A 24,832-nucleotide genomic window follows, 5' to 3' on the forward strand; every position below is an offset into this window, starting at 1 on the left:
ATGCGTGATGGTCGTGGATCGGCATCATGAGTCTGGTCAGAAAGCTTGGTGCGCGAGTGCTCGACGGCGCGGTCGTGGTCGCCGCGGTGGCGATCGCATGGAAGCTGCAGAAGCAGCCTGAGCCTGCTGTTGAAATCTATACCTCTGCCGGCACGGCAGGTCCTTCGGTGCCGACATTTGGCGCCGGTGGCTGGCCGAGGCAGGCTTCGTGGCATTGGTGGTGGGGCACGCTTGTCGACATCTACGAGGCCATGAGCAAGGATCGGCTGCTGGCCGTCGCGGCCGGCGTGGTGTTTTACGCGCTGCTGGCCATCGTGCCTGCGATCACGGCTTTTGTGTCGTTCTACGGCCTGTTCGCCCATCCTCGGACCGTGGAGGATCATCTCTCGCTGCTGGCGAACGTGATGCCCGCTGGCAGCATCGAGCTCCTGCAGGGACAGATCGCCCGGCTGTCCGCAGAGCCCAGCGGGCTGAGCGTTGGCTTCATCATCGGTACGCTCATCGCGCTGTGGAGCGCTAATGCCGGCGTCAAAGCGATGATCGATGCGCTCAACGTCATCGAAGGCCGCGAGGAGCAGCGCGGCATCGTGCGGTTCAATCTCACCTCGCTGGCGCTGACGCTGGGCATGCTCGCGTTTCTGCTGATTGCGATCGGCGCCGTGGTGGCATTTCCGCTGGTGATCTCGACGCTCGGTCTCAAGCCACTCACCGGCGTGGTGCCATGGCTCATTCGCTGGCCGGTCTTGTTTGTCGCGATGGCCATCATCCTGATGGTGTTCTATCGCTTCGGCCCGAACCGCACCGGGCCACGTCGAGCCTGGCTGACGGTCGCAGCGCTCGCCTGGCTCGCGGGCTCGGCGGTGCTGTCGTTCTATCTTTCGAATTTCGCCGATTACAACGCGGCCTATGGCTCACTGGGCGCCGCCATTGGCCTGATGATGTGGATGTGGCTCTCGACCATCTCTGTGCTGATCGGCGCGCAACTCGACACCGTGATCGAGCGGCGCCTCATGCTGCCGCGTCATTGAACGGCGTGCCGGTCCAGGTAACTGCGTGATGCCGCACGTCCGCTCTGCCGCTCCGAGATCGGGCGATCCCAGTCGTCGGCAGTCCGTTGTCCATTGGTTTCGGCCTGCGCTCGCGCCTTGGCTGAAGCCGCGTAGTCGATCTGTGCACCACCGTCGATGGCGGGCGTCGAGCTGCGGTAGGGCGACGGATCAGGCCGCGAGATCATCTCGTTGTATGACATCGGAACCCATCGCGCGACCGGGTCGGACGCGAGCTTCGTTCCATCGCCGGTCAGCGCCGGGCCACCGATCCAGATTCCCCCCAGAATGCCGATGCCGACCAAGGCGAGGCCAAGCATCGCGAGCTCGGCATATGGCTTCGGTCGCGTTTCCCGTTTGTAAAAGACTGGAGCGGGCATGCAGGCGTCTCCGGTCATGGTCATTGCCACCGTTTGTCGGCCTCTCTGTGAGGTTCCAAACCGACAACGTCGTTTGATATTGGGACGTTCCGTTCTCACACGTGGCGAAATCAGCCATTCCACAGCTGCGGGGCCGCGAAAAAAAGCCGCCGGGCGTGAAACCCGGCGGCGGATGAAAGAGTTTGGCGACGTTAAGCGTCAGATCTGCGAAGCGACCTGCTCGAGCCCCATGATGCGCGCAAGCTTGCGCACCTCGCTCTTCTGATCGTCCCGCAGCCTCATCAACAGCGGCATAGCCGCCCAGATGAGCTGCTGAACTTCCGCACTGTTGACGTCGATGTTCACGCGGCTGCCTTGCATCTGCTTGGTGTGACGAAGCTGCGTGCGTGCGACCTCGCGCAGTGCACTCTCTACCGCGGGCCAGTACTCGATCTGATCGGTGGTGAGACGGAGCCGCGTCTTGAGGCCGGCGATCGCGCCGTCGTCGAGCATGGTGCTCGGAGCGGGCGGTGTGGCCGCGGCCTGCCGTTTCGGCTTTTCCGGAGGAACCGGGAGCGCTGCGACCGCCTGCGGTTTCTTGGCCTCAGGCGCGGCCGCGACGGGCTCGGTGGTCGCCGGGGCGGACGCCGTGGTCTGCGGCTCGGGGATCGCGACCATCGGCTGCGCCGCGGTCACGGTGTTGTAGAGACCTTCGAGGTCGGAGCTCTGCGGCGCGGACGCCAGCATGAAGCTCGCCTGCTGATCGCCGGAGGTCAGTGCCACCGGCAGGAGGCTTGCCATGCGGTTGGCCTTGATGGCCCGGTTGGGCATCTGTGGCGCCGCATCGTCGACGGGGAGGGCGCTGCTGGAGCGCATGGCAAACGTGGTGATGCCGGCCAGGAGAACGGTGGCCGCGCCGAACACGGCGATCCCGGCAGTCAGGCGAACGGCGAGACGAGTCAACGGTCGTTTGGACAAGCGAACACTCCCCACACAACTGCACTAGGTAGAGCCCCTTTAGTCGCAAACTCCGCTTAACAGGGGCTTAACCTTAACGGGCGGCAAATGCTGTCCCCGCCGATCCCGTCAACGTGCGTGTGCCAGGAACGTCATTCGCTTGGCATTGTGGCCGATATTTGAGCGAGCCCGCTGGACCGTAAAACCTGCGGCTTCGAGCTTTGCCGTGATTTCGCCTTCTTCGTATCGCTCGAGCCCCAGCGATTTGCGGAGCTGCCAATAATTGGAGAAGCGGGTCCGGACGAGGCCCTTCAGGGCTTGCCAGTAGAAGCCCTCTTCGGAGCCGAAGCGCAGGAGCGCCATCGCGTCGGTCAGCGCCGAGACCTTGCGGGGAATCACGTCGCCCAGGACGAACAGCCCGCCGGGCTTGAGCAGCTTCCGAAACAGCCGGAACAGCGAGTCGAGCTCCTGCGGCGAGACATATTGCGCGACCGAGTGCATCACGATGGTGTCGACCGACTCGGCCGCCATGATCTTGATGTCATCGGGCTTGCGCACCACGATCTTGGGATTGCCGGCATAGCGGCCGGCGAGCATGCCGCGCACATTCGGCGCCGGCTCGCACAGGATCAACCGCCCAACTTTGTCGGCGACGAGGGATGCCGACAGCGCCTCGCCGCAGCCGTAGTCGAGCATCACGCCGTTGCCGCCCTCGGGCGCATAGCTGCGGATGTCCTCGGCGATGCGCCGGAAATGCGCAGCCTCGTGCCGCTCATCGACGTACAGCGGATTCTTGCTGTCCCAGAATTCGACCCAGTCGGACGACATGACTCAAGCCAGCCCGGTTAATTCCCCGAGAGGTGTGGCTAGCTCAGTTACCCCACAGCCGCAATAGCGGCCGTCTTTGCACCGAATGGGTTTCTCCGGTCAGGCCGCCTGCGCCTTGCGCGCCCGCATCAATTCGACGAAGCGGGTGAAGAGATAATGGCTGTCGCGAGGGCCAGGCGAGGCCTCCGGATGGTATTGCACCGAGAACACCGGCCGGTCTTTCAGCGCAATGCCGCAGTTCGAGCCGTCGAACAGCGACACATGTGTCTGCTCGACGTTCTTGGGCAGGCTATCTTTGTCCACGGCAAATCCGTGGTTCATGGACGTGATCTCGACCTTGCCCGTGGTCATGTCCTTCACGGGGTGGTTTGCGCCGTGATGGCCCTGATGCATCTTCATGGTGCGGCCGCCGAGCGCGATGCCGAGCATCTGATGGCCGAGGCAAATTCCAAACGTCGGCGTGCCGCTGTCGATCAGCTTCTTGATCACCGGGACCGCATACTCGCCGGTTGCCGCCGGATCGCCGGGGCCATTGGAGAGAAACACGCCGTCGGGCTTCAGCGCGAAAATATCATCGGCACTGGTCTTGGCCGGCACCACCGTCACCTTGCAGCCGGCATCGGCGAGGAGGCGGAGGATATTGCGCTTCACCCCGTAGTCGACCGCGACCACGTGGAATTCCGGGCTGGTCTGGCGGCCGTAGCCTTTGCCCCATTGCCAGGATGTCTCGTCCCAGGAGAAGCGCTGGGCGGAGGTCACCTTCGGCACGAGGTCCATGCCGACGAGGCCTGGCCACTCGCGGGCTTCCTTCTTGAGTTTATCGAGATCGAACTTGCCGGACGGCTCGTGGGCGATCACCGCGTTGGGCATGCCCTTTTCGCGGATCAGAGCCGTGAGCGCGCGGGTGTCGATGCCGCAGAGTGCGATGACGCCGCGCGCCTTCAGCCACTGGTCCAGATGTCGCGTGGCGCGGAAGTTCGACGGCTCGGTGATATCGGTGCGCAGGATGGCGCCGCAGGCGCCCGGCGTCGCCGCGAGGTTGACGGTTTCGATGTCCTCTTCGTTCGTGCCCACATTGCCGATGTGGGGGAACGTGAAGGTGATGATCTGTCCGGCGTAGGAGGGGTCCGTCAGGATCTCCTCGTAGCCGGTCATGGCGGTGTTGAAGCAGACCTCGCCGACCGCGTGTCCGGTCGCGCCGAGGCCAAAACCCTCCAGCACGGTGCCGTCGGCCAGCACCAGCAGGGCGGTGGGTTTCCGCTCGATCCAGCCTGAATCGTCTTGTTTGGGGCTCATATGGGGCCTAGATAGGCCTCCGGGCCGTCCCCGTCAAAGGTTCATGGCCCGCTGTGAACAGCCCCGGTGGAATGGCCGGTTTCGCTGGAAATTTTTGGGGGTCTGCCGTGCTGCGCGAAAGCATCAACAACGCCATGAAGGATGCGATGAAGGCCCGCGATGAGCGCCGGGTCGGCACGCTCCGGATGATGAACGCGGCGATCAAGAATGCCGATATCGAGGCGCGCGGGCAGGGCAAGGAGCCGCTCAACGAAGCCGACTTGATGTCGCTGTTCCAGAAGATGATCAAGCAGCGCCAGGAGTCCGCCGAGCTCTATGAGAAAGGCGGGCGGCCGGAGCTTGCCGCGCAGGAGAGCGGCGAGATTGAGATCATCTCGTCCTACCTGCCGCAGCAGATGTCTGACATCGAGGCCGGCGCCGCGATCTCGGCGGTGCTGCAGGAGATCAATGCCCAGACCATGAAGGACATGGGGCGGGCGATGACGGCGTTGCGCGAGCGCTTCGCGGGCAAAATGGATTTCGGCAAGGCCAGCGGCAAGATCAAGGAATTGCTCAGCAAGAAATAGATGACAGGGCATACGCGGTCATCACGATCGCGTCTGTGCCCGCGCCGTGGCCTTCGCCGCGGCGCTTTGTTTTTGCGCGATTGCATCGACGTCCTGCCCGACCGCTATGCGATGTCACGTCCGGCATTTTGCGAACTTGATAAAAAAGATCGCGTCGAAGCTGGCGTGATCGTCAAGAAGCGAACGTCGATCCGCAGTGACATCAGAAGTGAACAGAGCGCTCGGTTTTTGTCATCGTTCCATTCGACTGTCATCAAACTGTCATTTTGTGACAAAGGTCCGCTTAACTTCGATTTAGCCGCAACGCTGTAAGACCGCACCAACAGTAGGTTGGGTGCGGAGCATTATGGTCGCTGTTGCGAGTTCAAATCCTGGCACGCCGTCGGGATCTCCCGAGGCGGCGATCTTCCAGCGCAAGTGGCACACGGCGTCTACGCCGGCCGCACCGCTGCCGCCGTATGAAGATATCGTCCTCGGCGGCCTGGGCCGTCTCGGCGAGCATCTCGTCCTGGTCGAGCAGCAACGGCCGCAAGAGTCCAAGCCGCAAGAATCCAAACAAGCCTTCAAGGTGCTGCGTTGCGGGCGCGCCTTGTGGGATTGGATCGGTACGAACGCCGAGCAGAAGCTGGTCGATGAACTGCCGCAGGAGTTCGCGCATCCTCTGCAACTCGTGCTCGATCAAGCGCTGGCGAGCGGCGAACCGGTGACGCAGCATTCGCGCCGCGTGCGCGGCGGCATGATCGAGACCTTCGAATTCCTGGCGATGCCGATGTCCTGCCGCTGGGGCATCACGCTGATCGCCGCCCATGTCATCAAGGTCGGTACGCCGTTCAATCTGGTCGATACGATATTCCGCTCCACCGACGAAGGCATCCTTGCGCTCGCCGCCGTGCGCGACGCCGCAGGACACCCGTCCGACTTCCAGATCGTCGCCTTCAACGCCGGCGCCGCGCGTCTCGTCGGCCGCTCCGAAGAAGAGCTTCGTTGGTCGTATCTGTCGGGGCTCGGCGGCGGTCTCGACACGCCGGCGATGCGCCGGCATCTGACCACAGCGCTTGCCACCGGTCAGCATCAGCAGTTCGAGCTGTCGCTCAACGACCAAGAGGGGCATCAAGAGATTCACTTAAGCGTCGGCGTTGCTGCTGCCGGCGATCTGATCTCGGCGACCCTGACCGACGTCACCGGCATCAGGGAGCGCGAAGACTCCTTCCGGCTCCTGTTTGACGGCAATCCGATGCCGATGTGGCTCTACGATCCCGATACGCTTGCGATCAAGAGCGTGAACGACGCCGCGATCGCTCATTACGGCTACTCGCGCGAGCGTTTCGCGGGCATGACGCTGCTCGACGTCTGGCCGAAGGATGAGCACGATCTGCACCGTGCCGTGGCGCAAGCGGTCGGCACGGTCTACGCCTCCGATCACGCCTGGCGGCATATCAAGGCCGATGGCAGCGAAATCGAAGTGCTGACCTATGCACGCCGCGTGGTGTTCGGCGGCAAACCCGCGGTGCTGGTCGCGGTGGTTGACGTCACCGAGCGCAAGCAGGCGGAGGCGCGGATCGCCTACCTCGCCCAGCATGACGCGCTCACGGGCCTGCCCAACCGCGTTCTGTTTCACGCGCATCTCAAGGAGGCGCTGGACGTCTTGCAGCGCACCGGCCGTCCGCTGGCGGTGCATTGCATCGACCTCGATCACTTCAAGAGCGTCAACGATACGCTCGGCCATCCGGTCGGCGATGAGCTTCTGCGCGCGGTCTCCGAGCGGCTCAAGGGTCACCTGAACGAGACCTCGCTGGTCGCGCGCCTCGGCGGCGACGAGTTTGCCGTGATTCAGACCGACGTGACGCATCCCGACGAGGCGAGCGGTCTTGCCGGCAAGCTCATTTCGGCGGTCAGCTCGCACTACAACATCCACGGACACGAGGTGGTCATCGGCGCGAGCATCGGCATAGCGCTCGCCCCGGGCGACGGCAACGACTGCGACGCGCTTTTGCGCAACGCCGACATGGCGCTCTACCGCGCCAAGGCTGACGGCCGCGGCGCCGCGCATTTCTTCGAGCCGGAGATGGACCGCCGCATTCAGGCACGGCGCGTGCTGGAACTCGACCTGCGCAAGGCCTACGCCAACGGTGAGTTCGAGCTGTTCTATCAACCGCTGATGAATCTGGCCGAGAACCGCATCAGCGGATTCGAGGCGCTGCTGCGCTGGCGGCATCCCAAGCGCGGCATGGTGTCGCCCGCAGAGTTCATTCCGCTCGCTGAGGAGATCGGGTTGATCGGTCCTCTCGGCGAATGGGTGCTGCGTCAGGCCTGCACGGAAGCCGCGCGCTGGCCGGACGGTCTGCATGTCGCGGTCAACCTTTCCCCGGTGCAATTCCGCAGCAAGAGCGTGGTGCAGGCGGTGATGACTGCGATCGCCTATTCGCGGCTCGAGCCGCAGCGTCTTGAGCTCGAAATCACCGAGTCTGTGCTGCTCGCCGATACCGAAGCCAACCTTGCCACGCTGCACAAGCTCCGCGAGATCGGGGTCCGCATTTCGATGGACGACTTCGGCACCGGCTATTCGTCGCTGAGCTATCTGCGAAGCTTTCCGTTCGACAAGATCAAGATCGACCGTTCGTTCGTGAACGATCTGACGCAGCGGCCGGATTGCATGGCGATCATCCACGCCGTGGTGGGGCTCGGTGAAAGCCTTGGCATCTCCACCACAGCCGAAGGCGTCGAGACCAGGGAGCAGCTTGAGCGGCTCCGCGCCGAGGGCTGTACCGAGGCGCAGGGCTTCCTGTTCAGCGCGCCGTGCCCGGCGTCCGAGGTCGGTCGGCTGATCGAAATCAGCAATCCGCGCGCCAAGGTAGCCTGACGCGGCCGGCCGGCGCAAATCAGGCCCCTCTCAAGCGAAACTCAAGGAGCCCTCAAGGTCTCGCGGGCGCAGCTCGCCTATCTGTTCGGTCAATTCCACCGTTAAAGGGAGCGACCATGAACACCGCGACATTGACTGCCATTCCGTCCGCCGCTGCTGCGGCACCCGATCTCGTTGCCGTGAAGACGAAACAGCAGGGCGCCTGGTCGTCCGGCGATTACGCCATCGTCGGCGCCACGCTGCAGATCGTCGGCGAGGACCTCTGCGAAGCACTTGATCTTCGTTCCGGCCAGAGCGTGCTCGACGTTGCGGCCGGCAACGGCAACGCCACGCTTGCTGCCGCGCGGCGCTGGTGCGACGTCACCTCGACCGACTACGTGCCGGCGCTGCTGGAGCGCGGGCAGGCGCGGGCGCAGGCCGAGGGCTGGAAAATCGAGTTCAAGGAGGCCGATGCCGAGGCGCTGCCCTTCGGCAAGTCGAGCTTCGACGCCGTCGTGTCGACCTTCGGCGTGATGTTCACGCCGAACCAGGACAAGGCTGCGGCCGAGATGCTTCGCGTTTGCAAGTCCGGCGGCAAGATCGGGCTCGCCAACTGGACGCCCGATGGTTTCATCGGCCATGTGTTCAAGGCCATCGGCCGGCAGCTTCCGCCGCCCGCCGGCGTGAAGTCGCCGGCGCTGTGGGGCACGCAAACCCGCATCACCGAGCTGTTCGGTGCACAGGCTGCCTCGATCGACGCACGCAAGCGGGAGTTCATGTTCCGTTATCGCTCGCCGCAGCACTGGATGGATGTGTTCAAGACCTATTATGGGCCGCTGTTGAAGACCTTCGCGGCGCTCAAGCCCGACGCCCAGGAAGAGCTGCACGACGATCTGCTCGATCTGATCGAACGGCTCAACCGCGCCAAGGACGGCACCATGGTGGTGCCGAGCGAGTATCTTGAGGTCACGGTGGTCAAGCGCTGAGGCCCGGGGCGCCGCTCACACATACACTCAAAGCAAACCCGGCCGGGTGGTGCGCACCCGGCCGGGCCATGCGATCTGCGAATTGATAGCCTACCGGGCGCGATACGTCGTCAGCGGAGCGTTGAACGAGACCGTGGAGATGCGGTTCACCAGCTTCTCCTGCGGCGGTCCGGGAGGCAGCGGCTGCGGGTTGAGCGCAACGGCACCGCGGTTGACGAAGTTCAGCTTCTCCGAAGGCGGACCGGGAGGCAGGGGTTGCGGGTTCAGCATGCGATCGCTGCCATTGTTCTTGAACGCGATGGTCTTGAACTTCTCCTGCGGCGGTCCCGGAGGCAGCGGCTGCGGGTTGAGCGCCGCAAGGTTGCCGCGGTTCGCGAATGACGTGGTCAACGCCCGGTTGGTCTTGTACGCGATGAGCTTCTCTTGCGGAGGCCCGGGAGGCAGGGGCTGCGGATTGAGCGACGCGAGGTCGCGGCGGTTTGCGATCGCCGAGTTCAACGCGGGACTGGTCTTGTAGGTGGTGAACTTCTCCTGCGGCGGGCCGGGAGGCAGCGGCTGCGGATTGAGCATGCGGTCGGAGCCGTCATTTCGAAAAGCGACGGTCTTCGTCCAGGCGTTCTGATGTGAGACGCGCAAGCTCTTCGATTTGAGCTCGCTTGCGAACGTCCCGCTGGACGAGGTCGCCAAAATGGCCAGCGAAGCAATGACAGACAGAGAAGCAATCTTTTTCATCGTCGTAACTCCTGTCGCCGAGGTGTTATTCGATGGTTTTGACCATAGGCCCGCTCATGTCCGGCCGATGTGATGCCGAACACAACCGCGTCAGCGGGTGTGACGTTGCGCACACTGCATTGGTGGCGGTCGGCCGACTAAGGCCGTGGCGGTAAAAGAGCCTTGAGCAAGTCGCTTTCGCCGTGCTGGGCCTAGACCGCCTGCAGCAGCAGCTCCGTCAGCTCCTGCGGCTGGATCACCATCGCGTCGTGGCCTGACGTCATCTCGTGCGTCTTCCACGACGCATCGGCCTTGGTCTTGGCCAAGGCCGCGTCGAAGGCCGGGCTCGCGTAGCCCTTGGCGCGGATGTAGGTCTTCTTCGCGACCTTGTCGCGGCCGCCGGTGTAGACCGCCTTTTCGGTGTAGGTCGAGATCGGCTGCGGCGTGCATTTGCCGTCGACCCAGGCCCGGTCGGCTTCGGCCACTCCAAACGCCGCTGCGGGCGGCGCCTTCAGCGAGACGTCGCCGCGGTTGATGGCGTTCGCAATCGCATCGCGGAATGCCGGCGCCGCCTTCTCAGCAAGGCTGTCGCCATTCTCCGGCATGAACGCGTCGAGGAACACGATCGAGCTGATCTTGCCGTGAAGCTCTTCGGCGACGCCGCTGATGATGATGCCGGCGTAGGAATGCCCGACCAGCACAATGTCCGAAAGAATCTCCCACTTGATGAAGTTCTTGATGTCGGTGATGTGCGTGGTGAGATTGACGTCTTTGCTGATGAGGTGCGAACAGGCGCCGAGCCCGGTCATGGTCGGCGTGAAAACCTTGTGGCCCTTCTTCTCCAGAAGGTCCGAGACCCGCCGCCAGCACCAGCCGCCATGCCAGGCGCCATGCACCAGCACGAATGTCTTTCGTGCAGCCTGCGCTGCGACCGGAAGCGCCCCCGTTGCCACAAGCGCGCCGACCGTCATCGCACCCAATGCGCCGCGTCGCGTGGTTTCCATTCTGTCCGTCATCGTTGCTGCCTTCTATTTCACGAAGCGGGTGTCACGAGACCTGCAGGATGGTGTCCGCGAGCCATTGCGGCTGATCGACCATGATGTCGTGGCCGGTGTTCTCGTTGACGAAGGTCTTCCAGCTCGGGTCGGCCTTGCACTCGGCCAGCGCCTTGTCGAACGCGGCCTGCGGATATTTCGGGGCGCGGATGTAGGTCTTCTTCGCGACCTTGTCGCGCGCGCCGGTGAGCTTGATCGGTTGCGTGGCAACGCCGTTCGGCTGGTCGGTGAGCTTGGATTCGACCCAGGCCTGGTCCTTTTCATTGACGCCGAACGCCTTGGCCGGCGGGGCCTTGCGGCCCGGCTCGCCCTTGGCGATCGCTTCCTCCAGGGCCGTGCGGCTGAACCCGGAGGCGTAGTCCATGCCCTTCTGACCGTCAGACGGCTTGAAAGCGTCAACCCAGACGATGGCAGACACGCGGTCGCCGATCTGCTCGAGCGCGCCCGAGCCCGGCCACCCGCCATAGGAATGCACCGCAAGGCAAACGTCCTTGAGGTCTTCCCATTTGAACAGGTTGACGATGTCGGTGATGTGGGTGTCGAGGACCACATCCTTGCTGAGGAGATGCGAGCGGTCGGCAACACCGGTCAGCGTCGGCGTGTACACCTTGTGGCCCTTGCTCTCCAGGATGTCGGCGACGCGGCGCCAGCACCAGCCGCCATGCCAGGCGCCGTGCACAAGCACGAAGGTCTTGCGGGCCCCTGCTTGCGCCAAAGCCTCGCCGCCGCCCAGCGCGGCTGCACCTGCACCAGCTGCCGCCCCTGCGAGCGCCGTGCGCCGCGTGATGTTGTCGTTGTCGGTCATCGTGTCCTCCCATGCAGCCGCCGGCCGACCGCAGTGCTTCAAACACGGTCGCATCAGCAGCTTCGTTCGGTCTATGATGCCACAAAAATCCGGGAGGATGGAAAGTGGTGCTTCGGTTTTGCTTGGCTGTTCTATGTTTTGCGGCCTTGGTGGGCTCCGCGTGGGCAGACGATTATCCGACGCGTCCGGTGCGGATCGTGTTTCCGCTGGCGGCCGGCGGCGGGGGGGATGTTTTCAGCCGTGCGTTGGCGGACGAGCTGCAAAAGGCCTGGCATCAACCGGTGATCGTTGAGAACCGGCCCGGCGGCGGTCAGAACATCGGCGCGCGCGCCTGCGCCGAGGCCACGCCCGACGGCTACACGATCTGCGTGATGTCGAGCGAGCCCGCCGTCTACAACGAATTTCTCTACAAGAGCATTCCCTACAATCCGGAGAAGGACTTCCAGCCGATCGCAAACCTGTTCTTCAACACGCTGGCTGTGGTGGCCTCGCCCGAGCTCAAAGTAAAATCACTTGGTGAACTGCTCGCACTTGCCAAATCCAAGCCCGGGACCTTGAGCTACGCCACGTTCTCCTATCCGCTGACCTATTTCATGGAGAAGCTGAAGAAGACCGAAGGCATCGATATCGTGAAGGTGCCGTATCGCGGCGGCGGTGACGTGGTGAATGCTCTTCTTGGCGGCACGACGCAAGTCGCGCTGCTTGCACTCTCCAACATGGTGCCGCAACTGCAGGCCGGCCGCATCATTCCGCTCGCGGTGGTGGCCAATTCTCGCTCGCCGTTGTTCCCGGATGTGCCGACGTTGAAAGAAGCGCGCGGCGAGCACTATCCTCCGACCTGGTTTGGCCTGTTCACCCAAACCGGTGTGCCACGACCGATCGTCGATAAGATCGCGCGCGACGTTGATCGCATCATGGCCGAGCCCGGCTTCCGTCAGCGCATCTATATCGAGCGCGGTGTCGAGCCTGCGCTGGAGCGCACCGACGAATTCACCCGCTTCATCGCCGAGGAGCGCAAATTTGCCGCGCGGATCGTGAAGGAATCCGGCGAACAGCCGAAATAGTGGAAAAAGCGGGAGACAGCCATGAGCATCCGAAATTTGCGAACCGCGCTGCTGGCGCTTGCTTCATTTGTCTCAGCCACGCTTTTGGCGGCGCTTGCGGCCTCGCCAGCGCAGAGCCAGTCGCAATATCCCGATCAGGCCATCCGCTTCCTGATTCCCGCCGGCGCCGGAGGGCTTCCTGACACGGTGGCGCGCATCGTGGGCCGACGGCTGCAGGAGAAGGTCGGCCAATCGGTTGTGGTCGAGAACAGACCCGGCGGCAACGGCGCGGTCTCAGTCGCGGCGCTCATGAGCGCGCCAGCGGACGGCTACTCTTTCATCGTGCAGGACGGCTCGATCTACGCCATCAATCCGCACATCTACGCCAAGATGGCCTACAACATCGCGGACCTGACGCCGACCGTCATGATCGCGCGGGCGCCGCTGTTTCTCGCTGTGCACCGCAAGGTGCCGGTCAAGACGATGCAGGAACTCATCGCCTATGTGAAAGCCAATCCCGGCAAGCTCAACTACGGCTCCTCGGGTGTTGGTAGCACGCATCATCTGTCCATGGAGGCGCTGAAGGCCGACCTCGGCCTGGACATGACGCACGTGCCGTTCAAAGGCACGAGCGAATCCGTTCCCGCGCTGCTGGGCGGTCACGTTGATCTGGCGTTCTCGGCATATCCGTCGCTCAGCGGGGCGGTCGGCAGCAAGGACATCACGCTGCTGGCGACCAATGGAGCGAAGCGTTCGGCGATGGCGCCGGACGTGCCGCCGGTCGCCGACTTCATCCCGGGCTACGTTTTTGCGCCGACCATCGGCATCTTCGCGCGGACCGGCACGCCGTCTGCGATCCTGAACAGGATCGCAAGCGAGGTCAGCGAAATCGTCAAAGAACCGGAGATCATCAAACAGTTTGCGGCCGCTGGTATCGAGCCTCAAGGCAGTACTCCGGAGGAATATGCTGCCGAGCTGAAGAAGGAAGACGAGCGCGTCGCGCGGACCGTGAAGGCCGCGGGAATCAAGCCGCAATAGCGAAGGACCTGCACGTGGCTGAGTGGAACGTCGAGCGGCACATTCATTCGGCGGGTCAGAAAGGCTGGCCCGACCGCATCCACGCGGTGCTGAAGCGTCACGCGGTGAAGCAGGTCGGCTACGTGCCGGACACCGGCCACGCGCGGCTGATGGAGCTTTGCATCAACGACAACGAAATGACCGACGTGCTCCTGAGCTCCGAGGCCGAGGGGCCGGGCTTGGTGCTCGGTGCGGCGCTGGGTGGCGAGCGCGCGGCGCTGCTGATGCAGTCGAGCGGGGTCGGAAACTGCATCAACACGTTCTCGATCCTGAAGAACTGCGCGATCCCGTTTGTGCTGCTGGTGTGCATGCGCGGCGAGTTCAACGACTTCAATCCGTGGCAGGTGCCGATGGGCTCGATCACCGAGCCGACACTCAAGCTCTGCGGCTTTCAGGTCTACCGCGTCGACCAGGAGGATGACGTCGAGCCGGTGACCGATGCGGCCTGCCGCATGGCCTTCGGCGGCGGCAACTTCCAGACCGCGGTGCTGCTCTCGCAGTGCATGACCGATCGCAACAAGCCGAAAGGTCATTGAGATGGATCGCCGCAAGCTCGTCGCGCGCCTTCTCGAAGATCGCGGCGACCTGATGGTCGTCACCGGCATCGGCTCCTCCACCTACGACGTCGCCGCCTGCGGCGACCACGCGCTAAATTTCTATATCTGGAGCGGGCTTGGCTGCACGCCCATGGTCGGGCTGGGCCTGGCGCTCGCGCAACCCACGCGCCGTGTCGCGGTGATCACCGGCGACGGCGATATCCTGATGGCGCTCGGTAGCCTCGCCACCATCGGTGTCAGGCAGCCGAAGAATCTGTCGATCGTCTGCCTCGACAACGGCCATCACAGCGCGAGCGGCATGCAGCCGAGCGCGACGAGCTCTGGAATCGACCTCGGCGACGCGGCGAGGGCATGCAGGCTGAAGGTCGTAGCGGTCGATGATCTTTCGCGCGCCGACGAGTTGCGGAAGGTGCTGCACACGGGCGAGGGGCCGCTGTTCGTCCACGCCCGCGTCGACGCCGATGACCAGAAGCGCATCATCCCGAGCCGCGACGGGCTCGCGATCAAGCACCGCTTCATGCAGGCGGCCGGGACGTTTGTTTAGTGCTCAGCTCTCGTGTCCCGGGCGCAGCGCAGCACGGAGCGAAGCGGAGTGGTGCGCTGCAGACCCGGGACCCCGGTTTCTTTCTTTCCGCTGACAGCAACCGGGGTCCCGGATCAGCATTGCATCGCTTCGCTTTGCTCGCGCTGCAATGCATCCGGGACACGTGGGGAGAGGGCGCAGCCTCATTTCGAAGCTAGATGCTACTCCGCCTTCGCCCCGGAAAACTCGATCACCTTGGCCCAGCGCGCGATCTCGCCCGCGAGATAGCGCCCGTAGTCTTCCGGTGTGCCGGTGAACACCTCGGCACCCAATTCAGCGAGCCGCGCCTTCACCTTCGGATCGGCCAGCGCCGCGTTGATCTCGCGATTGAGCTTCTCGACGATTTCGCGCGGGGTGCCCTTCGGTGCCGAAATCCCGTGGAACGAATCCGCCTCGTAGCCCGGCACGAACTCGTTCATGGCGGGCACATCGGGCAGCGACTCGGAGCGCTTCTTCGAGCTCACTGCCAGCGCCCGGATTTTGCCGGCACGGATGTTGCCGATCGCGGCCGGCAGCGTGTCGAACAACACCTGGATGCGGCCGCCGAGGAGGTCCGCAGTCGCTGGTGCCACGCCGCGATAGGGGATGTGCTCCATCTGCACGCCGGTCATCATCTTGAACAACTCGCCCGCCACATGCGGCGACGAGCCGATGCCGCCCGAGCCCATGCTGATCTTGCCGGGATTGGCTTTCGCGTAGGCGATGAACTCCGGTACGGTCTTCGCCGGCACGTCGACATTGATATCCATCACGTTCGGCACCACGTCGATGCTCGCGACCGGGACGAGGTCCTTGAGCTGGTCGTAAGTGAGCTTCTTGTAGAGCGTCGGATTGATCGCGTTCGACACGCTCTCGGCCATCAGCGTGTAGCCGTCGGGCTCGGCACGCGCGACGGTGTCGGTGCCGAGATTGCTGCCGGCGCCGGGCTTGTTGTCGACCACGAAGCTCTGGCCCATGCGCTCGGTCAGCGCCTGGCCGATGATGCGTGCGACGATGTCGGCCGAGCCGCCCGGCGGAAAGCCGACGACGAGGCGCACCGGCCGTGTTGGATAGTCGAGCGCGCACGATGGTGAGGCGAGCGCGCAGACGATGGCGACTGCCGCAAACGACAGCGCCAGATATTTTGTGATTTTCATTTTTGTTTCCTCCCGAGGGAGGAACGCTACACCAGCGCTGCCGCTCCGCGAAATGCGGCTATTCGGCTTTGATGTTCGCCGCCTTGACGATCGGCCACCATTTCTCGATGTCGGCCTTCAGCAGCGCACCGAGCGCCTCGGGTGTCTGCTGCTCGCGCGGCGGGACCTCCTGACCGGCGGCAGCAAGCCGCGAGCGCACCGAAGGGTCGGCCAGCGCCGCCACCGCTGCTGCATTGAGCTTGGCGACGATCGCCTTCGGCGTGCCCTTCGGCGCGAACAGCGCATTCCAGGTCGACACTTGGAAGCCGGGGAGACCCGCTTCCGCCGTGGTCGGCACGTCCGGCAGCGCCGGCAGCCGCGTCGGCGCCGCAACCGCATAGGCCTTGATGGTGCCGGCGCGCACCTGTGGCGTCGCCGTGGTCGGATCGCTCACCACGATGTCGATCTGGCCTGCGACCAGGTCCTGCACCGCGAGCGAGTTGCCGCGGTAGGAGATGAACGGTCCTTTGACGCCAGTCATGCTCTGCAGCAGTACTCCGCCCACATGCGGCGGACTGCCGGCGCCGGCGGTGCCGAAACTCGTCTTGTCGCCGTTGGCCTTCATCCAGGCGATCAGACCTTTCAGGTCGTCGGCCGGCATGGTCTTGCGCGCCACCACGATCTGCGGCGCGAGCGCGAGCAACGCGATCGGCTCGAAGTCGGTCTTGAGGTCATACGGCAGCGAATAGATCGCGCCGTTGACCACGTGTGCGCTCCAGTTGCCGACCTCGATGGTGTAGCCGTCGGGCGGCGAGCGGACCAGCCGGCCAAGCCCGAGGCTGCCGCCCGCGCCGCCGACATTCTCGGCGACAATGGTCTGGTCAAGTTCGGCGCGCATCCGCTCGGTGACGATGCGGCCGACCGTGTCGGTCGGCCCGCCGGCCGCGTAGGGCACGATGATGGTGATCGGCTTCGCCGGATAGTCCTGCGCCTGCGCGGCGCCTGCCAGCGCCAACATCGGTGCCGCGAGACCGGCTACGGTGACGAACGCGAACCGGCGGTAAAACTGCATAGTCGCCCCTCTTTGATGCTTCAAAAGTTCATCGGATCACCGGCAGCAGGATGCAGGAAGCGTGCCCGGCATCATGATGGAACGTGTCGGTGCCCATCTGGGTCGGATGGTAGGGGTGCGAAAACACGCCGTCGGTCGCGGGCGAGTCGCTCGGCGCGATCTCGAGCCGGATGCGGTGACCCTTCTTGAACACGTAGGACACCGGCAGCACCTCGATGTCGAATTCGTAGATTTCGCCGGGCTTGAGCGGCTGCGGGTTGGTGTGGGTGTAGAACGGCCGCGTCGGCGTCGAGCGCTGTGTGTCCTTTTCGCGGTGCGAGGCCTTGAGCCAGCCTTTCGACACCGGCACATAGCCCGGCTGCGCGCCGCTCTTTCGCGCGGTGTCGTCCTGCGGCTGCTGATCGGTCAGCTTGACGATGAACTGGGTGTCGATCGCGGTCGATGAGGCAAAAAGCTTCAGCACGATCGGCCCGGTGACGTCGAGATCGGCATCGAGCGGCGCCGACGTGAACGTCAGCACGCGCCGCACCGGATCGACGCGGCCGTCCGGTCCCATGATGGCGACGCCGTTGACCCACTCCCAGTCCGGGTAGGTATAGCTCGTGGTGGCCTCGTTCGCCGCAGGCTTGTCGGCGGAAAGCCCGCCGTCGTTCATTGACGTGACGCTGCCGGACGGTCCCTTGCGCAGATAGTAAGGCACATAGGTCGCCCGCTTCGGCGGCCATTCTTCCTCGGCACGCCAGACATTGGCGCCGCGCACGAAGATCTTCACAGGCTCGGCTTCCATGAAGCCGTTGTTCTTGCCCTTCAGATGAAGATCGTAGAACGGCAGCAGCTCCTTCTCGTGGAATTCGACCTGGTCGAACATCTTGTGGGCTTCGAAGGTATTGCGCGCGCCGGTGACGACGAGCTTCTTCGGCGACTTCAGCTCTTCGTAGCCGAGGATGTTGCCGCGCAGATGCAGGCCCATCTTGCCCCAGTGGCCGACCGACAGCACGGGGCATTTGATCTTGTCGAGCCGCCAATAGGGCGAGCGCTCGCGCCAGAAATCGTCGTCGAGCTCATGGTTGATGATCTCGCCGACCAGATCGAACTTCATCGGCGGGCGGCCGTGCTTGCCGGCAGGCCGGTGTTGATTGTCGGCGCGCAGCGTCGTGTACCAGACCGAACGATAAGAGCAGTAGATGCCGCCGTGGTAGTTCGAGCCGCGATACTGATCGACCAGGCCGTCATAGGGCACGATGCAGGCGAGGCCGGGCGGGTTGTAGGTCGCCATCAGCCACTGCGCCATCGCGTAGTAGGACTGGCCGATACCGCCGACGCGGCCGGAACACCACGGCTGCTTGATGATCCAGGCGATGAGCTCGAGATAGTCCTTCTGCTCCTCGAGGCCCATGAAGCTGAACTCGCCCTCGGACTGGCCGGAGCCGCGGACGTCGGCATGGACGTAGGAATAGCCCTGGCTCACGTACCATTCGACCGGACCGGTTTCGCGCCAGAGAAACAGCGGATAGGCCGGCACTTCGTCCATCTCGTATTGATAGGGCGAAGCGGCGAACAGCGTGGGGAATTGGCCGGGCGCGTCGGGCCGGTAGACGCACAGCGAGATCTTGATGCCGTCTCGCATGGTGACGGTGATGCCCTTCTCAACCTTCATCTTGTAGTCCGCCACGCTGTTCTCCTTGGTCGTCGGCCGCCAGATGCGATTGTCGGGAGCTTCCGCCGATTATGATACGGGGCGATTGCAGGATGCATCTGCATTCTGCGCAGATGTCGAAATGGCGCCGCCGGCCACAGTGCCGCAGTGCCGGGACGCGGCTTGCCGCCTCTGCAGCGCTGCGGCATTGTGGCCGCATAACAAGAAGAAGGCCCGGGAGGAGATTGCCGTGATGCGTCGCTGGCTCAGCGCTGTTGTTCTGCTTGCGCTTGGTGCGCCACTTTCGCCGGTGCGTGCGCAGGACGTTCCGAAGGACTATCCGAACAAGCCCGTGCGGGTGATTGCGTCCTCCAGCGCCGGCGGTATCAGCGACATCTTCATCCGCGTGCTCGGCGACGAGTTGCAGAAGAAATGGGGCCAGCCGCTGGTGGTCGACAACCGCCCGGGCGGCGCGTTCAACATCGGCGCGCGCGCTTGCGCGGATGCGCCACCCGATGGCTACACAATCTGCATCCTTCCGTCGGACATCCTTCAGTACAACCGCTTCCTGTTCAAGAACCTGTCCTACGACATGTTCAAGGACCTTGAGCCGGTCACGCTGTTGTTCTTCCTCACCCAGGTCATGGCGGTGTCGGCTGATCTCCACGTCTCGACCTTCGACGAACTTGCGGCACTGTCCAAGGCCAAGCCCGGCACGCTGAGCTATTCGGCGCCGGCTGTGCCGCATCAGATCTTTCTCGAGGACTGGAAAGCCCGCACCGGGGCCGACATCGTGCGCATACCGTTTCGCGGCGGAGGCGAAGCGGTCAACGGCATGCTTACCGGAACGACGCCAGTGGCCTTCTTCGGGATTGGCAATCTGATCGCTTATCTGCGGGCTGGCACCATCAAGGGCATCGCCGTCGATGCCAGCAAGCGTTCGCCGCTGTTCCCGGATATTCCGACGCTGAAGGAGGTCATCGCCGCGGAGGAGGTGACGCAAGCCGACTTCGCGATCTGGGCGCCGAAGGGTACGCCCAAGGCGCTGATTAAGAAAGTTCGTGACGATATGGCAGCGATCGGAAACGAGCCGTCGTTCCGCGACAAGTACCTGGTGCAACGCGGTCTCGATCCGCAATTCAGCACGCCGGAATACTTTGCCGATTATCTGCAAAAGTCGCGCGCAATCGCCGAAGTCGCCGCCAAGAAGGGCAACCTTCAGCCGCAATAAGACGACGTTTGAACTTCTGGAATGGGAGATCTGATCATGAGATTGTCCGCTTGGCCGCTCGCCGCATTGCTCGCGTTCGGGGCTGTTTTGCCGGCTGCTGCCGACGACTGGCCGAACCGCCCCGTGAAGGCGATCACCACCACCAGCGCCGGCGGTTTGAGCGACATCTTCATGCGCGCGCTCGGCGAGGAGCTGCGCCAGAAGTGGGGCCAGCCGCTGATCATCGAGAACCGGCCCGGTGGCGCGATGAATGTGGGCACGCGCGCCTGTGCGGACGCGACACCGGATGGCTATACGATCTGTATCACCAACGCGGACGCCATCCTCTACAACCAGTTCCTCTATAAGAAGCTGCCGTTCGATCCCGAGACCAGCGTCACGCCGATCACCAACGCGTTCCACCTCATTCACATGCTGGTGGTGAACTCCAGCCTTGGCGTCAAGAACATCGACGAGCTTTGCGCGCTGTCGAAGGCCAAGCCCGGCACGCTCAACTATCTCGCGCCCGGTGCACCGATGGTGCTCTACATGGAAACGCTAAAGAAGGAGAAGGGCTGCGATTGGGTGCGCGTGCCGTTCCGTGGCGGCGGCGAAGCGGTCAACGCGATCCTCAGCGGCACCACGCCGATCGGATTGTTCGGCGAGGGCAACGTCGTCGGCAACATCCGTGGCGGCCAGATGACGCCGCTGGTCATGCTCAACAATATCAAGTCGCCGAACTTCCCCGACGTGCCCTTGCTCACCGACGTGGGCTACAACGGCCCGCCGTCACGGAGCTGGTACGGCATCTTCGCGCCGGCCGGCACGCCGAAGGCGGTGATCGACCGGGTGTCGAAGGACATCGGCGAGGTGATCAATAAGCCCGAGTTCAGCGAGCGGCATCTGAAGGCGCGGAGTCTCGTGCCTGCCGCCAACACGCCGGAGCAGTTCGCCGAGGACATCAAGCGCGAGCGCGTGGTGGCCGAGAAGGTGGTGAAGGACGCGGGGTTTGAGCCGCAGTAGTTGCTGCTTGGCGCGGAGTTCGCTCCGCCCTCATCCTGCGGAGGCGCGAAGCGCCGTCTCGAAGGATGGGGCGGCCTCGTGCTTCGAGACGCGCAGCTTCGCTGCGCTCCTCAGCATGAGGCCGGGAGAGAGTCGCGGCGCGGCCATGGAAACGCGCGACGCGTCACGCCACTTCCAGCAAAATCTCCGCGAGCCGCTCCGGCATATCGACCATCACGTCATGGCCGCAGGGCACATCGTAGGTGCGCCAGCTCTTGTCCGCTTTCACCCGGTTGAGCGCCTTGTCGAAGCCCGGATTTGGATAGGCGCCGGCGCGGATGTAGCTCTTCTTGGCAATTTTTTCTCGCGCGCCGCTCAGCTTCAGCTTCTCCGTCATGGTGCCGATCGGTTGCGGTCCGGTAAGCGAATCCACCCAGGCCTGGTCTTTCTCGTTCACCAGAAACGCCGCGGCGGGACGCCCCGGCACGCTGATGTCGCCGCGCGCGGTCGCAGCCGTCAATGAATCCCGCACCACCGGGTTGGTGAGCTCGAACATGCTGTCGCCATTCTCCGGCACGAAGGCGTCGAGAAACGCGATCGAGCCAATTCTGTCGGCCATCTGCTCGGCCACCAGGGAGATCACCATGCCGCCGTACGAGTGGCCGCACAGCACCACGTCCGACAACCGCTCCCACTTCATCAGGTTCACCACATCGGTCGCATGCGTGCTGACGTCGATGCCTGCGCGCATCAGATGGCTGCGCTCGCCGAGCCCCGTCAGCGTCGGCGTGAACACCTTGTGACCCTTGGCTTCGAGCAGGTCAGAGACCCGCCGCCAGCACCAGCCGCCATGCCAGGCGCCGTGAACGAGGACGAATGTTGTCATGTCGTTACAGCCCTTTCAGATCAGCGTCGAGTTGGGAGAGGTCGAGACCTTCGAGCGTCGTATTCCATGGCGGCACCAGCATCTCTTCGGAAATGTAGGCGATCGCCTCATCGCAGTAGCGTCTGTAGAACCGCGGCGTCATACGTTGGAGCCTTCCCCAGGTCACGACGACGAAATTGCCTTTGGCGTCGCGTCCCACGCCTGAAACGTAGTGACCCCCGGTACGGTGTCGCCCACGCACCACGTCCCAAGGCTTGCCGGCGACGAACTGCTTCATTGCCGACTCCGGCAGGCGGAGCCCAATGCCGACGGCGCTGAACAGGTAGAGCGCGATCGCGAGCAGGTCGTCATCGCCGGGCTTCAACGCCAGATAAGCGCGGAGCTTGTGCCGTTTGCCCCTGGCATCCAGCACGCCGGTTTTGCGGCGGTACGACGCCGCGTGCTGGATGTCCGTGCCGCGATCGGTGCCCGGATCCTTGGGATTGAAGCCGGTGACGGCGGCATAGTCCTTCAGCACATTCTTATCGCTGAACTTCACCGTGCGGTGCGCCTCTTTGTTCCAGAGCATCGTCTCGTGCGCGGCTCCGGCCCAGACGCAGTCGTGATACCGCTCGTTGGAAAACAAGCCCCAGTTCTTGCTGCCGATCAGCCCCTGATGGCCGAACTCCTTGGGCGGCATCGGCACCTGGTGCTTCACCAGATAGGTCTTGAGCTTGAATTTCACCGCGCCGCGACGGGCCGGCTTTTTACCCAGCTTGAAGCGATGATATCCCTGGAAAGCGCCTGGTGGTGGCTTGGCCATGACGTCGAAATCCCTAAATCATGCGCAGGCCGACTGTAAAATCGCGGCGCCCCAACAATGCAAATCTAGCGGGTTGCGCGCGTCCTGAAATGTGTCGATCACCACCAAACGGCGATGGCTTTGCGTTCATCCATGCCAAGGTGGCTGTGGATAACTAGGAAAATCGGGGCATTTCGGCTGCAAGCCTCCGCAGGCCTTCCGTTCCGGAAAGGGCGGGCCCATTGACGGCGTATGATGATCCAAGCGATTCGGCCCGACCCCAACGCTCAGTCGTAAAACATGCGCTTTTCGCCCCAGTTCCTCGATGAGCTGCGCGCCCGCCTTCCGGTATCGGAGGTGGTGGGCCGTCGCGTGAAGCTCATCAAGGCCGGGCGCGAGTGGAAGGGGCTGTCCCCGTTCAACAAGGAGAAGACGCCGTCGTTCTTCGTCAACGACCAGAAGCAGGCGTGGTTTGATTTTTCCTCGGGCAAGAACGGCTCGATCTTTGACTTCATCATGATCACCGACGGCGTGGGTTTCCCCGAAGCGGTCGAGCGGCTTGCTGCCATGGCCGGCGTGCCGTTGCCGATGGTCTCCGAGGAAGAGGAGGCGCGCGAAGAGAAGCGCAAGACCCTCCACGACGTGATGGAGCTTGCGGCGAAGTTCTTCGAGGCGCAGCTGGCCTCCCGCGTGGGCGCCAAGGCCCGCGGTTATCTAGCGGACCGCGCGCTCGCCTCGACGACGCAGCTCAAGTTCCGCATGGGCTATGCGCCCGGCGAGCGCTATGCGCTGAAGGAGCATCTCGGCAAGGAAGGCGTACCGGTGCCCGACATGATCGAAGCCGGGCTTCTGATCGCGGGCGACGACATCCCGGTTCCCTACGACCGCTTTCGCGACCGGGTGATGTTCCCGATCCAGGACTTCCGCGGCCGCATTATCGCCTTCGGCGGCCGGGCGCTCGCGGCCGATGCCCAGGCCAAATATCTGAACTCGCCTGAGACGCCGCTCTTCCACAAAGGCTCGAACCTCTACAACGGCTTTGCCGCGCGTAGCGCGGTGCATGACGGTGCGGTGCTGATTGTCGTCGAGGGCTATGTCGACGTCATCGCCATGGTGACGGCGGGCTATCCGGCCGCAGTGGCACCGCTTGGCACCGCGCTGACCGAGGAGCAACTCGGCATCCTCTGGAAGATGGCCGACGAACCCATCCTCTGTTTCGACGGCGACAAGGCCGGCCAGCGCGCGGCCTATCGCGCGGCCGATCTCGCGCTTCCCCGGCTGCGACCGGGCAAAAGCCTGCGCTTTGCATTGCTGCCTGAAGGCCAAGACCCCGACGATCTGTTCCGCTCCGGCGGCAAAGAGGCGATCGCCGATGTGCTCGACGGCGCGCGGCCGCTTGCCGCGATGCTGTGGGCGCGTGAGGTCGAAGCCTCCTCGCTCGACACGCCGGAACGGCGTGCAGCGCTTGAAGCGAAGATCAAAACCCTGGTCCAAGGCATCGCCGACGAGTCGGTGCGCAAATATTACGGGCAGGATTTCGAAGGGCGGCTGCGCAATCTCATGCAGCCCAATGCAAACCGCGACGGCGCGGGGCCGCGCCGCTCAGGCAACGTCTGGCCCGGCCGCTTCGGCGACAACGCGCGCGGCGGCTCTCAAGGCTGGCAGCGGAACCGGGGACCGGGCGGCCGGTTGCCCCCGGGGCGGGAGCCTCTGGCGCAGCCGAGCGCCAAGCTCTCCAGCAGCTCGATCGTTCGGGGGCACCGAACCGCGCTGCCGCCGCGGGAGGCGCTGATACTCATGGCCGTGATCAATCATCCGTGGCTTCTGGAGCAGAATGCCGAGAAGCTTTCCGCCCTCGAATTCCTCAACGCGGACGCCGACCAGCTCCGTCGCGTGATTCTCGATGCCGCAACGGGCGAAGAGCAGCTTGAGTCGGAGGCCATCCGGGCTGCAGTGGTCGGCCGGGGGCTTTCCGGGGTGTTGGCTCGGGTTGAGGGCGCAATAACGCACCCCTCGGACTGGCCTGCGAGAACCGGCGCCAGTCCTGAGGATGTGGGCCCATGGTGGACTCATGTTGTCGCCTTGCATCACAAGCAGCGCACGTTAAATAGAGAGCTCCAAGACGCCCGGCGCGCGCTGGGCGAGGAACTGACCGACGCCAATCTGGCCAGGCTTCGTGATGTGCAAGGCGAGTTGTCCGCCCTCGATGGGAACGAAGCCCAGATCGAGGGTTTTGGCTTGTTTTCGGGACGGCCCGCACGAAGTGTATGAGGGTATGCGTTGCGTCTGTGCAACTGATGGATGCAACAACGAGAGGGAATAGAGATCAGGACACCGGCGTTTGCAGGGTTAAGCCGGGCTTAAGGGAGCCCGGCGACATTGGGCATCCCGATTCGGGGCGATTTTGCCGGAAAATCGCTCC

The 24,832-nt window shown here is 63.9% G+C and carries 24 protein-coding genes; 12 read left to right on the forward strand and 12 right to left on the reverse strand.

From position 1 onward, the window contains the following. The first annotated feature begins 26 nt into the window (after nucleotides 1-26). Entirely contained in the window at nucleotides 27-1,028 is a 1,002-nt protein-coding gene (locus tag RHPLAN_RS10350; protein ID WP_084244636.1) for a YihY/virulence factor BrkB family protein, read from the forward strand. Here RHPLAN_RS10350 and RHPLAN_RS10355 read toward each other — a convergent pair. The 4 genes from RHPLAN_RS10355 to carA form a co-directional block, all read right to left on the reverse strand. Further along, nucleotides 1,022-1,426, reverse strand: a complete 405-nt coding sequence (locus tag RHPLAN_RS10355) for a hypothetical protein (protein WP_157100184.1) — start codon at nucleotides 1,424-1,426, stop codon at nucleotides 1,022-1,024. The genes RHPLAN_RS10350 and RHPLAN_RS10355 overlap by 7 nt on opposite strands. 198 nt (nucleotides 1,427-1,624) lie before the next feature. Further along, the gene (locus tag RHPLAN_RS10360) at nucleotides 1,625-2,383 is read right to left on the reverse strand and encodes a hypothetical protein (RefSeq protein ID WP_157100185.1); all 759 of its coding nucleotides are present in this window, start codon (nucleotides 2,381-2,383) and stop codon (nucleotides 1,625-1,627) included. A 108-nt stretch (nucleotides 2,384-2,491) separates the two neighbouring features. Further along, on the reverse strand, nucleotides 2,492-3,190 hold the full coding sequence (locus RHPLAN_RS10365; protein WP_068016917.1) for a class I SAM-dependent methyltransferase: 699 nt from the start codon (nucleotides 3,188-3,190) through the stop codon (nucleotides 2,492-2,494). Between the two features lie 99 nt (nucleotides 3,191-3,289). After that, on the reverse strand, nucleotides 3,290-4,486 hold the full coding sequence (carA, locus tag RHPLAN_RS10370; RefSeq protein WP_068016921.1) for a glutamine-hydrolyzing carbamoyl-phosphate synthase small subunit: 1,197 nt from the start codon (nucleotides 4,484-4,486) through the stop codon (nucleotides 3,290-3,292). A 107-nt stretch (nucleotides 4,487-4,593) separates the two neighbouring features. Between carA and RHPLAN_RS10375 the strand changes: the two genes are divergently transcribed. From RHPLAN_RS10375 to RHPLAN_RS10390, 4 genes are all read left to right on the forward strand, one after another. Continuing rightward, nucleotides 4,594-5,052 carry a GatB/YqeY domain-containing protein gene (locus RHPLAN_RS10375; RefSeq protein WP_068016924.1) on the forward strand — a complete coding sequence of 153 codons (459 nt, stop codon included), beginning with the start codon at nucleotides 4,594-4,596 and terminating at the stop codon, nucleotides 5,050-5,052. Then, nucleotides 5,053-5,364 (forward strand): hypothetical protein, encoded by a 312-nt coding sequence (locus RHPLAN_RS10380; RefSeq protein WP_157100186.1) that lies wholly within the window; start codon nucleotides 5,053-5,055, stop codon nucleotides 5,362-5,364. 34 nt (nucleotides 5,365-5,398) lie between these two features. Continuing rightward, nucleotides 5,399-7,912, forward strand: coding sequence for a putative bifunctional diguanylate cyclase/phosphodiesterase (locus RHPLAN_RS10385; RefSeq protein WP_068016931.1), 2,514 nt, complete (start codon nucleotides 5,399-5,401; stop codon nucleotides 7,910-7,912). A 116-nt stretch (nucleotides 7,913-8,028) separates the two neighbouring features. After that, the gene (locus RHPLAN_RS10390; RefSeq protein ID WP_068016934.1) at nucleotides 8,029-8,877 is read left to right on the forward strand and encodes a class I SAM-dependent methyltransferase; all 849 of its coding nucleotides are present in this window, start codon (nucleotides 8,029-8,031) and stop codon (nucleotides 8,875-8,877) included. Between the two features lie 90 nt (nucleotides 8,878-8,967). Here the strand turns inward: RHPLAN_RS10390 and RHPLAN_RS10395 are convergent, their stop codons facing one another. The 3 genes from RHPLAN_RS10395 to RHPLAN_RS10405 form a co-directional block, all read right to left on the reverse strand. Beyond that, complete coding sequence (locus RHPLAN_RS10395) at nucleotides 8,968-9,609, reverse strand: hypothetical protein (protein WP_068016937.1); 642 nt, start codon at nucleotides 9,607-9,609, stop codon at nucleotides 8,968-8,970. A gap of 191 nt (nucleotides 9,610-9,800) precedes the next feature. Next, complete coding sequence (locus RHPLAN_RS10400) at nucleotides 9,801-10,604, reverse strand: alpha/beta hydrolase family protein (protein ID WP_237180101.1); 804 nt, start codon at nucleotides 10,602-10,604, stop codon at nucleotides 9,801-9,803. Between the two features lie 31 nt (nucleotides 10,605-10,635). Then, complete coding sequence (locus RHPLAN_RS10405) at nucleotides 10,636-11,448, reverse strand: alpha/beta fold hydrolase (protein ID WP_084246502.1); 813 nt, start codon at nucleotides 11,446-11,448, stop codon at nucleotides 10,636-10,638. 149 nt (nucleotides 11,449-11,597) lie between these two features. On the opposite strand from RHPLAN_RS10405, the gene RHPLAN_RS10410 reads away from it, so the two are divergent. From RHPLAN_RS10410 to RHPLAN_RS10425, 4 genes are read left to right on the forward strand one after another with little or no spacing between them, the layout of a single operon-like run. Beyond that, on the forward strand, nucleotides 11,598-12,512 hold the full coding sequence (locus RHPLAN_RS10410) for a Bug family tripartite tricarboxylate transporter substrate binding protein (RefSeq protein WP_198164818.1): 915 nt from the start codon (nucleotides 11,598-11,600) through the stop codon (nucleotides 12,510-12,512). A gap of 21 nt (nucleotides 12,513-12,533) precedes the next feature. Next, a complete protein-coding gene (locus RHPLAN_RS10415) occupies nucleotides 12,534-13,529 on the forward strand; it encodes a Bug family tripartite tricarboxylate transporter substrate binding protein (RefSeq protein WP_198164820.1) in 996 nt (331 codons plus the stop codon). 14 nt (nucleotides 13,530-13,543) lie between these two features. After that, on the forward strand, nucleotides 13,544-14,104 hold the full coding sequence (locus RHPLAN_RS10420; RefSeq protein ID WP_237180102.1) for a phosphonopyruvate decarboxylase: 561 nt from the start codon (nucleotides 13,544-13,546) through the stop codon (nucleotides 14,102-14,104). A 1-nt stretch (nucleotide 14,105) separates the two neighbouring features. Further along, nucleotides 14,106-14,669 carry a thiamine pyrophosphate-dependent enzyme gene (locus RHPLAN_RS10425; protein WP_068016942.1) on the forward strand — a complete coding sequence of 188 codons (564 nt, stop codon included), beginning with the start codon at nucleotides 14,106-14,108 and terminating at the stop codon, nucleotides 14,667-14,669. A 200-nt stretch (nucleotides 14,670-14,869) separates the two neighbouring features. Here the strand turns inward: RHPLAN_RS10425 and RHPLAN_RS10430 are convergent, their stop codons facing one another. From RHPLAN_RS10430 to RHPLAN_RS10440, 3 genes are read right to left on the reverse strand one after another with little or no spacing between them, the layout of a single operon-like run. Next, a complete protein-coding gene (locus RHPLAN_RS10430) occupies nucleotides 14,870-15,844 on the reverse strand; it encodes a Bug family tripartite tricarboxylate transporter substrate binding protein (protein WP_068016945.1) in 975 nt (324 codons plus the stop codon). 58 nt (nucleotides 15,845-15,902) lie between these two features. Continuing rightward, on the reverse strand, nucleotides 15,903-16,895 hold the full coding sequence (locus RHPLAN_RS10435) for a tripartite tricarboxylate transporter substrate-binding protein (RefSeq protein ID WP_068016949.1): 993 nt from the start codon (nucleotides 16,893-16,895) through the stop codon (nucleotides 15,903-15,905). Between the two features lie 28 nt (nucleotides 16,896-16,923). Continuing rightward, nucleotides 16,924-18,567, reverse strand: a complete 1,644-nt coding sequence (locus tag RHPLAN_RS10440) for a CocE/NonD family hydrolase (protein WP_068016954.1) — start codon at nucleotides 18,565-18,567, stop codon at nucleotides 16,924-16,926. A 217-nt stretch (nucleotides 18,568-18,784) separates the two neighbouring features. On the opposite strand from RHPLAN_RS10440, the gene RHPLAN_RS10445 reads away from it, so the two are divergent. Both RHPLAN_RS10445 and RHPLAN_RS10450 read left to right on the forward strand, forming a co-directional pair. Next, complete coding sequence (locus tag RHPLAN_RS10445) at nucleotides 18,785-19,762, forward strand: Bug family tripartite tricarboxylate transporter substrate binding protein (RefSeq protein WP_198164821.1); 978 nt, start codon at nucleotides 18,785-18,787, stop codon at nucleotides 19,760-19,762. Between the two features lie 36 nt (nucleotides 19,763-19,798). Further along, on the forward strand, nucleotides 19,799-20,764 hold the full coding sequence (locus tag RHPLAN_RS10450; protein ID WP_198164823.1) for a Bug family tripartite tricarboxylate transporter substrate binding protein: 966 nt from the start codon (nucleotides 19,799-19,801) through the stop codon (nucleotides 20,762-20,764). 163 nt (nucleotides 20,765-20,927) lie between these two features. On the opposite strand, the gene RHPLAN_RS10455 is transcribed toward RHPLAN_RS10450, so the two are convergent. Together RHPLAN_RS10455 and RHPLAN_RS10460 are read right to left on the reverse strand one after the other, a co-directional pair. Continuing rightward, nucleotides 20,928-21,629 (reverse strand): alpha/beta fold hydrolase, encoded by a 702-nt coding sequence (locus RHPLAN_RS10455; RefSeq protein ID WP_068016963.1) that lies wholly within the window; start codon nucleotides 21,627-21,629, stop codon nucleotides 20,928-20,930. A 4-nt stretch (nucleotides 21,630-21,633) separates the two neighbouring features. Beyond that, nucleotides 21,634-22,431 (reverse strand): hypothetical protein, encoded by a 798-nt coding sequence (locus RHPLAN_RS10460; RefSeq protein ID WP_068016965.1) that lies wholly within the window; start codon nucleotides 22,429-22,431, stop codon nucleotides 21,634-21,636. 279 nt (nucleotides 22,432-22,710) lie between these two features. Between RHPLAN_RS10460 and dnaG the strand changes: the two genes are divergently transcribed. Beyond that, nucleotides 22,711-24,681: a DNA primase gene (gene dnaG / locus RHPLAN_RS10465; RefSeq protein WP_068016968.1), complete on the forward strand. Its 1,971-nt coding sequence runs from the start codon at nucleotides 22,711-22,713 to the stop codon at nucleotides 24,679-24,681. Nucleotides 24,682-24,832: the final 151 nt, after the last annotated feature.

The sequence above is a fragment of the Rhodoplanes sp. Z2-YC6860 genome, assembly GCF_001579845.1.
Taxonomy (GTDB): domain Bacteria; phylum Pseudomonadota; class Alphaproteobacteria; order Rhizobiales; family Xanthobacteraceae; genus Z2-YC6860.

What these genes read in the sequence shown, in the direction of transcription:
- RHPLAN_RS10450 (WP_198164823.1), top strand. Translation starts at nt 19,799, where the DNA reads ATGAGATTGTCCGCTTGGCCGCTCGCCGCATTGCTCGCGTTCGGGGCT.
- RHPLAN_RS10365 (WP_068016917.1), bottom strand. Translation starts at nt 3,190, where the DNA reads ATGTCGTCCGACTGGGTCGAATTCTGGGACAGCAAGAATCCGCTGTAC.
- RHPLAN_RS10380 (WP_157100186.1), top strand. Translation starts at nt 5,053, where the DNA reads ATGACAGGGCATACGCGGTCATCACGATCGCGTCTGTGCCCGCGCCGT.
- RHPLAN_RS10355 (WP_157100184.1), bottom strand. Translation starts at nt 1,426, where the DNA reads ATGCCCGCTCCAGTCTTTTACAAACGGGAAACGCGACCGAAGCCATAT.
- RHPLAN_RS10350 (WP_084244636.1), top strand. Translation starts at nt 27, where the DNA reads ATGAGTCTGGTCAGAAAGCTTGGTGCGCGAGTGCTCGACGGCGCGGTC.
- RHPLAN_RS10460 (WP_068016965.1), bottom strand. Translation starts at nt 22,431, where the DNA reads ATGGCCAAGCCACCACCAGGCGCTTTCCAGGGATATCATCGCTTCAAG.
- RHPLAN_RS10415 (WP_198164820.1), top strand. Translation starts at nt 12,534, where the DNA reads ATGAGCATCCGAAATTTGCGAACCGCGCTGCTGGCGCTTGCTTCATTT.
- RHPLAN_RS10385 (WP_068016931.1), top strand. Translation starts at nt 5,399, where the DNA reads ATGGTCGCTGTTGCGAGTTCAAATCCTGGCACGCCGTCGGGATCTCCC.
- RHPLAN_RS10455 (WP_068016963.1), bottom strand. Translation starts at nt 21,629, where the DNA reads ATGACAACATTCGTCCTCGTTCACGGCGCCTGGCATGGCGGCTGGTGC.
- carA (WP_068016921.1), bottom strand. Translation starts at nt 4,486, where the DNA reads ATGAGCCCCAAACAAGACGATTCAGGCTGGATCGAGCGGAAACCCACC.
- RHPLAN_RS10405 (WP_084246502.1), bottom strand. Translation starts at nt 11,448, where the DNA reads ATGACCGACAACGACAACATCACGCGGCGCACGGCGCTCGCAGGGGCG.
- dnaG (WP_068016968.1), top strand. Translation starts at nt 22,711, where the DNA reads ATGCGCTTTTCGCCCCAGTTCCTCGATGAGCTGCGCGCCCGCCTTCCG.
- RHPLAN_RS10400 (WP_237180101.1), bottom strand. Translation starts at nt 10,604, where the DNA reads ATGACGGACAGAATGGAAACCACGCGACGCGGCGCATTGGGTGCGATG.
- RHPLAN_RS10445 (WP_198164821.1), top strand. Translation starts at nt 18,785, where the DNA reads ATGCGTCGCTGGCTCAGCGCTGTTGTTCTGCTTGCGCTTGGTGCGCCA.
- RHPLAN_RS10395 (WP_068016937.1), bottom strand. Translation starts at nt 9,609, where the DNA reads ATGAAAAAGATTGCTTCTCTGTCTGTCATTGCTTCGCTGGCCATTTTG.
- RHPLAN_RS10435 (WP_068016949.1), bottom strand. Translation starts at nt 16,895, where the DNA reads ATGCAGTTTTACCGCCGGTTCGCGTTCGTCACCGTAGCCGGTCTCGCG.
- RHPLAN_RS10425 (WP_068016942.1), top strand. Translation starts at nt 14,106, where the DNA reads ATGGATCGCCGCAAGCTCGTCGCGCGCCTTCTCGAAGATCGCGGCGAC.
- RHPLAN_RS10430 (WP_068016945.1), bottom strand. Translation starts at nt 15,844, where the DNA reads ATGAAAATCACAAAATATCTGGCGCTGTCGTTTGCGGCAGTCGCCATC.
- RHPLAN_RS10390 (WP_068016934.1), top strand. Translation starts at nt 8,029, where the DNA reads ATGAACACCGCGACATTGACTGCCATTCCGTCCGCCGCTGCTGCGGCA.